At 68.6% G+C, this 8,372-nt stretch carries 10 protein-coding genes; all 10 read right to left on the reverse strand.

What is annotated here, in order from left to right; all coding sequences use genetic code 11:
- Window positions 1-34: 34 nt before the first annotated feature.
- Complete coding sequence (locus AC3A6J_RS26385) at window positions 35-286, reverse strand: DUF378 domain-containing protein (protein WP_487862974.1); 252 nt, start codon at window positions 284-286, stop codon at window positions 35-37.
- Window positions 287-431: 145 nt separating this feature from the next.
- Window positions 432-1,346 carry a DNA/RNA non-specific endonuclease gene (locus tag AC3A6J_RS26390; RefSeq protein ID WP_487862975.1) on the reverse strand — a complete coding sequence of 305 codons (915 nt, stop codon included), beginning with the start codon at window positions 1,344-1,346 and terminating at the stop codon, window positions 432-434.
- A 53-nt stretch (window positions 1,347-1,399) separates the two neighbouring features.
- Window positions 1,400-1,636, reverse strand: a complete 237-nt coding sequence (locus AC3A6J_RS26395; RefSeq protein WP_487862976.1) for a hypothetical protein — start codon at window positions 1,634-1,636, stop codon at window positions 1,400-1,402.
- Window positions 1,637-1,647: 11 nt separating this feature from the next.
- On the reverse strand, window positions 1,648-3,180 hold the full coding sequence (locus tag AC3A6J_RS26400) for a S8 family serine peptidase (RefSeq protein WP_487862977.1): 1,533 nt from the start codon (window positions 3,178-3,180) through the stop codon (window positions 1,648-1,650).
- Complete coding sequence (locus AC3A6J_RS26405) at window positions 3,173-4,162, reverse strand: hypothetical protein (protein ID WP_487862978.1); 990 nt, start codon at window positions 4,160-4,162, stop codon at window positions 3,173-3,175. The genes AC3A6J_RS26400 and AC3A6J_RS26405 overlap by 8 nt, the downstream gene beginning before the upstream one ends.
- 16 nt (window positions 4,163-4,178) lie before the next feature.
- Window positions 4,179-4,661: a hypothetical protein gene (locus AC3A6J_RS26410; RefSeq protein ID WP_487862979.1), complete on the reverse strand. Its 483-nt coding sequence runs from the start codon at window positions 4,659-4,661 to the stop codon at window positions 4,179-4,181.
- Window positions 4,662-4,687: 26 nt separating this feature from the next.
- Complete coding sequence (locus tag AC3A6J_RS26415; protein ID WP_487862980.1) at window positions 4,688-5,875, reverse strand: hypothetical protein; 1,188 nt, start codon at window positions 5,873-5,875, stop codon at window positions 4,688-4,690.
- Between the two features lie 7 nt (window positions 5,876-5,882).
- Window positions 5,883-6,239, reverse strand: coding sequence for a DUF4150 domain-containing protein (locus AC3A6J_RS26420; protein WP_487862981.1), 357 nt, complete (start codon window positions 6,237-6,239; stop codon window positions 5,883-5,885).
- Entirely contained in the window at window positions 6,239-7,564 is a 1,326-nt protein-coding gene (locus tag AC3A6J_RS26425) for a DUF2169 family type VI secretion system accessory protein (protein WP_487862982.1), read from the reverse strand. Before AC3A6J_RS26425 ends, AC3A6J_RS26420 begins: the two co-directional genes overlap by 1 nt.
- A gap of 6 nt (window positions 7,565-7,570) precedes the next feature.
- A partial coding sequence (locus AC3A6J_RS26430; protein WP_487862983.1) for a bacteriophage T4 gp5 trimerization domain-containing protein occupies window positions 7,571-8,372 on the reverse strand: 802 nt, incomplete at its 5' end.

Raw genomic sequence — 8,372 nt, forward strand, 5'->3', positions numbered from 1 at the left:
GCCGGGCCGTTTCGCCAGGTGCTGCGCTGCCCACTCAATGCACGCCGCGCTTGCGAAACGGAATGCTGATGCAATAGAGCCCCGAGAGGCCCACGAGGACATAGACGATGCGGCTCGCCATCGTCATCTCACCAAGCAGGGCCGCGACCAGGTCGAACCCGAATGCGCCCACGAGGCCCCAGTTGATCGCACCGATGACGACGAGCGCCCATGCGATCCAGTCGAGCGCATTGAAGCCCGTGGCTTGCACGTGCGAGGTGGAAGTGTTCGAACTGAGTGTGGCCATGCCGGGCTCCTGAAGGTTGACGAAGAGCCCGAGTCTCGGGAGCACCCGGGTGCGCGGACCCGGGCGAATTCGCAAAGGGCTGTAGGCGATGCCCCACGCTCGCAGGCAACTGCAGAGTTGGCACGCAGGCGTCTGCCGGCGCAGCTCAGCCCGCGAGCCGGGTGTCGGTGAAGCGCCGGATCGGCTGCACGAAGGCGATGTCAGCGCCGTCGAGCACGTCGCGGCCCTGGAGGCTGTCGAACCGGAGCCCGATCTCCGCCTCGATGAACGCAAGCGGTCGCTGCGAGGTGCCGAAGTCCTCCAGGTCGCGCGCGACGCCCGCATCGAGGTAGGTGCCCTGGGTCATCACGTAGGCGATGGCGGTCAGTTCGCCCGTGGCCTCGCTGAGGAAGGCAACCACCTTCCAGAAATCGCGCGGGATCCGGATGCCGAAGCGCTCGGGATCGTCCGGTCGGAGCACGGGCCCGGTGAAGACGCTGATGCGCTTGTCGTCGCCCTTGGCATTGCCGAGGATGTAGTCCTCCAGGTCGCCCCACAGCCCTTCATTGAAGGGCTGCCACTGCGGGCACGCATTGGTCGCGAAGAAGGTGTCGATGTTGGCGCGCTGCGCCGTCGCGAGCGAGCCCCAGTTCGGGTCCTGCCGGCGCGTCATGTGGCCGCGGGAGAACTTCCCGTCCTGTCCGGGCCCATACGCCTCGCGCAGCATCTGGTAGTCCTTGCGGATGCGGCCGTCGTAGTTCCAGGTGTCGTGGCGCGGCACGTTCTTCGATGTGGCGCCATCGACATTGCAGGCGGAATAGAGCGGCATGCGCCGCGAGATGCACTGCACCGTGCTGAAGTGCTGGTACTTGAGCTCGATGGAGCCGTCTTCGAGCGCTGCGATGTCGTCCAGCGCGATCACATCGTTGATCGACGGCAGGTCCACACTGGCGTCGCTGCCAAGGAAATCGGGCGCGTAGCCGCGCCGGCCCCTGAAGAATTCCAGCGGCTTGGGCGTGGTCGCCACGCGCTGGATTCCCGCCCAGGAGCTGCTCACGACCTGGATGTCTGCATCGGACATGGAACTTCTCTCCGAAAAACCCGTGGCCGCCATCGGCCGGGGGCGCCTCTCGGCTACTTGCCGAGCTTGGCGCGTGCGTTTTTCAGATTGAAGACAGGTTTGCGGATTTCCGCAAAGGCCGCTCGGGACACGGCCCATTCGGGGTTGCGTTCGAGTGCGGCCAGTTGCGCATCGTCGACCTGGGCCTCGACCAGGGTGCCCGTCTTGGGCGTCAGGACCGCGCCGGGCACGCAGCGCCGCAGGCGCGCCTCGGCGGACGATTGCCGGTCTGGACTGCCCATGTAGGTCAATACCACGCTTGTCACTTCAGAACTCCGAACCCTTCGTACTCGGCGGGCCAGCCCACCTTGCGGGCGCCCTGCGACAGCATCTGGACGATGGCGTCGGCCTTTTCAGAACCCGGGGGCATGTTAAGCAGCTTCGGATCCCCTGACAACAGACGGGCCGCCATGCCCGAAGTGAACGGCGTGGCCATCGAGGTGCCCGACATCATCGCGTACCGGTCGCCGGGAAACGCCGACAGCACGGCGACGCCGGGGCCGATGAAATCGGTCGACACCCCGTGGTTCGAAAACTCCGCGACGAACTCCTTCTTGCGGCGGATCTCGCTCTCCTGGAAGCTCTCGGGGCAATCCGCCGGGAAGGTCGCGTCGCGGCCGAGCGCGCCGACACCCAGGGTGTGGCTGTACCGGGCCGGATAGCGCAGCAGCGATTGCCCGTCGTTGCCGGTGGCCGCGAACACGGCCATGCCGGCGTTGCGCGCCTTGTCGAGAATGTCGGGCATTTCCGGCATGGGCTCGAGGCTGCCCATGCTGATGTTGACGATGTGGCAGCCGTCGCTGATCGCGCGTTCGAGCGCGCTGGCGATGTCGCTCGATTTCGCGCGCCCGCGGTCGCCGGTCCTCGCGCACACGCGGTAGGCCAGCAGCCGGCAGGCCGGCGCCAGGCCATGGATGCCGGTTCCCGCGGCCATCCTGCCCGCGATGATGCCCGCGACGTGCGTGCCATGCCCGATGCCGTTGTCGAGGAAGTCTGCCGCGTCTTCGCCGGTGACGAAGCAGCCGCCCCCCGCCACGGCGATGTCGGCATGCGGCCCGACGCCGCTGTCGATCACGCCGACGGTGACGCCGGCGCCCGCCTTCGGAGCCCAGGGCGCGTAGTGCGACAGCAGCCGGAACGCATCGGGCACCAGCGGCATGGCACGGACCTCGAGGCGCTTCGGTGCCGCGACGCGGTCGAATCCCTTCACGAAGACCGACCAGTGCGTGTGCTCCGGCTCGACCAGGATCATTTCCACGCGCGGATAGAGCACCGGGATTCCGAGCGCGGCGATGCCGCGGGCGTCGGTCACCCCAGGCACGTGCGCGCCGTCCCAGTCGACGAGCGCCTTGACCCGGACGCCCGGCACGGGATGGCCCTGCGGATCGGCAAGGCGCAACTCGAAGCGCCGCACCTTGGCGCCGGCCGCCACCTGGATTGCACTGGCGTCCAGTTCGTCGCCGAGCGGCCGCGTGTATTGAAGGTAGGCCCATGCGGCGGGCGCAACCCGCAGGCCCGGCGTGTTCCGGCGCAGCGCGAGCAAGGCGGATGCGTTGGCCTTCATCACCGACGCGCCGTCGAGCTGCCTGACGAGATCCATCCGGGGCGCACCGCGGCCTGGCACGCCCTGCATGGCGCCCAGCGCCGCCAGCTCGGCGCTGCCGGATGCGGCGCCCTTGGGCGGCCAGACGATGAGGTCGTCGGAAAACCGCGCCTCCGCAGCGATGCGGCGCAGGCGCAGCTGCTGCAGCAAACGAGCGATCTTCTCGCCGTCGGACCCGGGGGTTCTAGTCATGGCATCCGTGCGCCAGCAAGGTGACGCGGTAGATCCGGTCTTCCAGAAAGCTGTAGAGCACATGCACGTCGCAGAGCGCGGTACGCCAGAGCTGATAGCCGTCGTCGCCGTCCAGCGCCTCCTTCAACGGGCGCGATGCTGCCTTCGCCATCGCGACATCCATCGTGTCGCTCATGCGCAGGCCCCACGGCAGCGGACCTGTGTAGCCGCTGCTTTGGAAATCGAGGTCGGCACGGTAGCGCACGCCGCTCAGGCAGGGCGCGGCATCGGCCATCTCGGCGCCGTGCTTGAAGTAGAGCTCGATGCCGAGCTCGCGTGAACAGTCGGCCTCGCCGTACGCGGCGATCTCGCGCGCCTTGCTGCCCAGCGCAAAGGGCGCGAAGGCGGCATCCGCCGCCAGTTGTTCGAGCGGGTGGCCGAAGTGGCTGGCGAGCTGTTCGGGCGAGGGCACGGCGACGGCGGACACCGGCGGCGCCACCGCGGGCCGTGCCATCGTCACGAGCCTGAGCCGGCCCGTGCCGCGCTCGAAGCCCACGTCGATCTCGGCCTCGGGCGACGACCAGCGCGCCTTCGAGACCTCCGCGCCGGCACGCCACAGGTCCGCGGCCGGCCCGAGTCGCTGCAATACGTCGCCGGCCCGGTCGTCCGCGTGCAGCCCGAGCGGCAGGGTTCCGGCATACGGCGTCCATGGCGAACCGACGTGCAGCAGCAGCGAAACCCGGCTCAGCACGAGGCTGCCCTGGCTAAACGGCTTGCCGTAGCGCGCCGCATAGCTGTCCGCATCGGTGAAGAACAGGTAGATCCCCTGCGCGCGGTTGATGAGCGACAGGCGGTGGTCCGCCCGCGCCTGCTTCAGTGCCTCAGGGTCGATCCATTCGCGTTGTTCCCAGCCGTCGACCAGCGCCTGCACCCGCTCGCTCTCCCAGGCGTGGCCCAGCAGATGGCTGCCGGCGTCGAAGGCGTGCGCCGGGGTGTCGATCATCACGTCGCGCAGGCAGTCATTTGAAGGGCACCGAGTAAGAGAGGTTCCACAGCGAACCATCGTCGTTGTAGGTGGCGCGCACCTGCAGCCCGTCCCGGGTCCACTGGTCCCACTCGACGACATCGTCGTCCTCTTCGGTCGTCTCCGGCAGGCCGAATGCGGCCAGCGCCTCCTCGCGCCCGGCGATCGGGCCGCTGCCGAAGGGGATCGGCCCCGTGTAGGGCTTGAAGCGCTTGCCGCCCGGGCCGTAGGCGAACACCGCCGCGAGGATCGCCTGGCCTGCGTCCTTCGGTGCGCCCATCTTCTGCTCATAGCCTTCGCGCTCCCAGAACGCCAGTTCGAGCCCCAGCGGCTTGAGCTCGATGGCGTCGGAGCCTTCGGCGCGCAGCGTCTTGGCCGACAGCGACTGCATGCTGGCGCCCGCGGATTTCAGGAGCTGCTCGAAGTTCGCGTCGAGTTCGGAATGTCCCAGGAAGGGCAAGAGGTCGTTCAGTGTCATGCGTGTGCTCCTGTGCTTTCTTTCAGTCACTTCTTTCTAGCCGATTTCATGGCCTGCTTCAGCCACTTGGTCCATTCGTCGTGCGTCATCCGGGTGATCTCCTCGGCGGCCTCGCGGTACTTTCCCTTGCAGCCGGGGTCGTACTTGTCGATGTGCTCGAGGATCTTGTCGGTGTTCTCCTTCGCCGCGCGCTGCAAGTCCTGTGCATCCCGCGTCGGGCGCCGGATGCCATCGACCTTCTGGTGCTGCCGCCCGCCGAAGGACTCGCTGTGGTCGCGGTGCAGCGCGGTCGGCGTCGCGATGGTCGGCGCGCTGTCGACGATGGCGCCCTTCTCTGCCTTGGTGAGCGGCGCGCCCTTGATCTCGGCGGCCCGCTCGAGCAGCGCCTTCTGCGACGGGATGTGGTCCCAGTTCATCCCTTCGTTGTCGTGTTGCGAGCGGTCCTTGTAGGGCCCCTTCTGCCCGCACTTGGGCTTGGGCTTGACCTTCTTCTTGACCTGCGAATCCTTTTTCTTCGAACCGCCGCCGCCAGGTTCGGCCTTGCGCGCGGTGTCCTTCTCGAGCTTCTCCCTGGCCAGCCTTTCCGCGGCCTCTTTCTCGAGGCGCTCCTTCAGCAATTTCTCGGCCACTTCCTTCTCGGCCGCCTCGAGCGCCATCTTGCCGCCGCGGTAGGCCAGCTTGCCGGCCTTGGTGGCGGCCCCGCCGCCCGGGATCAGGTTGGCGGCGGCCGACGCGCCCGAGATCGCGGCATTGGTCATGTCGCCTTCGGCCGCGTAGATGCCCGCGTTGAGGCCGTCCGAGAAAATGCCCACCACCGGAATGACGCCGCCGACATCGAGCACCGTGTGCACCACGGCACTGCCCCAGCTGCTCCACCAGCCCTCTTCCTTGGGCGTCTCGGGCTTCACCTCGGGGTTGGCCTGCTTCGCGCTGGCGGCGGCCGAGGGCGTTTCGCCGACCACGGCGCCGAGCGTGTTGCCGTTGGCGTTCGTGCCCGGCTTGCGCGGCTTGAGTTCGGGGAGTTCGAGCGTCGGCTGGGCGGCCCGGAGTTCGTCGTACTGCTCGTGCGACATATGCCATGTCTGCTCCGCCGGGCCGAGTTCGGACGCAAAGTAGTGCATCGACACGGCGTCGGCATGGTTGTAGCCGACCAGCCGCCCGCCCCCGCCGACCTGCCGGGTGAAGGCCGGTGTGATGTCGATGGTGACCGCCATCTGCGCCCTACTTCCCGTTCATCCAGAACAGATCGTCATGGCGCACGAGCAGCTTGCCCTCGGCGCGCACGGTGCCGCTGTGGTCCTTGGGGTAGCACTTGCCCTGCACGGTGCCGCTCTTCACGCCCTTGGCCACGCCTGCCGCATCGCCGAGCGTGGTGGGCACCACGCTCATGTCGTAGACCACCACCGGATGGCCGTTGGCGCGCACGCTGTTCGCCACCGCGGTGGTGGTCTGCAGCTGCGCAGTGACCGGGTATGGCACGGGCGGCACCGCGCTTCCCATCGGCGTCTTGCACACGTCGGGCGCGAGGCTCACCACGCGCCAGCTGCCTTCCTTGCGGGCCGCGACGTTCGCGCTCATCAATGCACCCCTGATGCCGCACGCACGGGCCGCACCAGCGGCGCCTGCGGATCGGTCTCGAAGCGCGCCTCGACGACGCGCACCGGCGCGTCCGACGGGATCCAGATACGGTGCACCAGCGACAGCGTGAGGGCCTCGGCGTCGACGAGCAGCGTGTCGGTGACCATCGGCAGCGGCAGGAGCGCGCCGTTGTCGAGCCTGGCGAGCACCAGCGCACGGTGTCCCGGCAGCGTGACCGACAAATGCCCGTCGGGCGTCGATGCGGGATCGCTCAGGTTCCAGAGCGCGATGCGCGCATCGGGGGGCAGGTAAGGGATCTGCTGGTCGATCGGGGCGGCATTCCAGTAGCCGAAGTCGAAATCGGTCGGCAGCCACGGATGGCGCTGCGCCAGCCAGGCATCGTCGTAGGTGCCGGCCAGCGCCAGCCGCGGCGCCCAGGCGCGGCCGACCACGCCCAGCCCGGCGGGCGTCGCGCCGTAGCTGCAGGCCGTCTCGCCCATGGCGCGCGCATCGAGGCCGGCGCGCGCGTGCCTCGCAATCACCGGCTGCGCAATGCGGGTTCCGGCCGCTTCGATCTGCGGCGCCGCGATGCGTTCGATCGCGGGTCGGCCTGCGCTGCGCGCCTGTTCGAGTTCGCGCTGCTCGATCCAGCCTCGGCCCAGCGGATTGGAGAAGCAGACTTCGTCGAGCCACGGTGGCGCGTCTGCCTGCGCATCCGGTCGGCGCACGATGCTGCGGCCGCCGAGCGCATGTTCCCAGCGCACCGGCAGGCTCGCGATGGGCTGCGATGCCGTGCGCGTCCATTCGCGCCCGTTGCGCAGATGGAGCACCGAGGGGCCGCTGATGCACAGCCGCTTGTCGAGCACCGCGCGCGGCGCGGCCAGGGCCTCGGCGCGCTGCTGCTCGGCATGCCACGCGGCCTGCTGCCGCGGCGTCAGCCGCGCACCGGGGTGCACCGGTCTGGGCGGCTCGGGCGGCTGCAGCCACTGCCGGCCGGCCGTCACCTTCACGCGCACCTCCCATTCGGCCGCAGGCGCACCGCCGGGCGCATGGGCCGTGGCATTCACGATCACGTCGCAGCGCGGCTTGAAGGGTGCGAGGTCGCTCTCCTCGCGCGGGCTCGAAGCGCCCTCCTCGCCCCAGTACGCGTCGGCCAGCGTCAGGGGCACCGGGTCACGGTCGTTCACCTCGGCCTGCCACTGGCCGTGACGCCCGCGCACGAGCCGGTAGCCGACCTTCATCGCAACCACGCGGTACTCGCGGTCGTTCGGCGTCGCGGCGCGAAAGCACATCGCGTCGAAAGGCGTGAGGTTGCGAAACGCCACGGCTTCTCAGTTGAGGTCGATGTCGTTGCCGCTGATCTGCACGGGGCCGCTGGCCGTGAAATCGAACGACGCGCCGTGGATGCTGACCGCGCCATCCGAGGTCATGACCAGCGAACTCCTGCCGCACACCAGTTCGATGCGGTCGCCGGCCTGCAGGGTCAGCGTCCGGCCCACGTCCACGCGCTTGGACTGCCCCACCTGCTCGGTCTGCATCAGCGCCACGCTGGTGTTCATGGCCGCACCCACGCTGACCTGGTAGCCGAGGCCGATGGTCAGCGCCTTGGCCAGGCCGATGGTCTCGGCCTTGGCGAGCGCCACGGTCTCCATCTTCGCGCCGCCGATGGTCACGGTGCGGTGCTTGCCGATGTCGATGGTCTCGTCGAGCCCCACCTGCTCGCTGCGGTTCATGCCGATGCAGATGGTCTCGTCGAGATCGACCGTCTCGCTGCGGTTCTGGTGCACCGTGATGGTCTCGTCGAGGTCCACGGTCTCGGTGCGGTTCTTGTGGATGGTGATCGTCTCGTTGCCATCGACCGTCTCGGTGCGGTCGTTGTGCACCGTGATGGTTTCGTCGTGGTCGACGGTCTCGGTGCGGTCGTGCTTCACATGCACGGTCTCGTCGTGGTCGATGGTCTTGCTGCGGTCGTTCCCCACCCAGTGCGTCTCGTCGCGCTCGACCTCGATGTCCTGGTTGCGCTCGGCATGCAGCCACACCTGCTCCTGGCCCTTCTTGTCCTCGAAGCGCAGCGCGTTGGCGTTCTCGCCGCTGCCGCCTTCGGAACTGCGCGTGAGCATGCCGCTCTGCGTG

The sequence above is a fragment of the Variovorax sp. Soil_C_39 genome (assembly GCF_057656815.1).

Coding starts and splice junctions, on each gene's coding strand:
- AC3A6J_RS26385 (WP_487862974.1), bottom strand. CDS start 286: ATGGCCACACTCAGTTCGAACACTTCCACCTCGCACGTGCAAGCCACG.
- AC3A6J_RS26390 (WP_487862975.1), bottom strand. CDS start 1,346: ATGTCCGATGCAGACATCCAGGTCGTGAGCAGCTCCTGGGCGGGAATC.
- AC3A6J_RS26400 (WP_487862977.1), bottom strand. CDS start 3,180: ATGACTAGAACCCCCGGGTCCGACGGCGAGAAGATCGCTCGTTTGCTG.
- AC3A6J_RS26405 (WP_487862978.1), bottom strand. CDS start 4,162: ATGATCGACACCCCGGCGCACGCCTTCGACGCCGGCAGCCATCTGCTG.
- AC3A6J_RS26410 (WP_487862979.1), bottom strand. CDS start 4,661: ATGACACTGAACGACCTCTTGCCCTTCCTGGGACATTCCGAACTCGAC.
- AC3A6J_RS26415 (WP_487862980.1), bottom strand. CDS start 5,875: ATGGCGGTCACCATCGACATCACACCGGCCTTCACCCGGCAGGTCGGC.
- AC3A6J_RS26420 (WP_487862981.1), bottom strand. CDS start 6,239: ATGAGCGCGAACGTCGCGGCCCGCAAGGAAGGCAGCTGGCGCGTGGTG.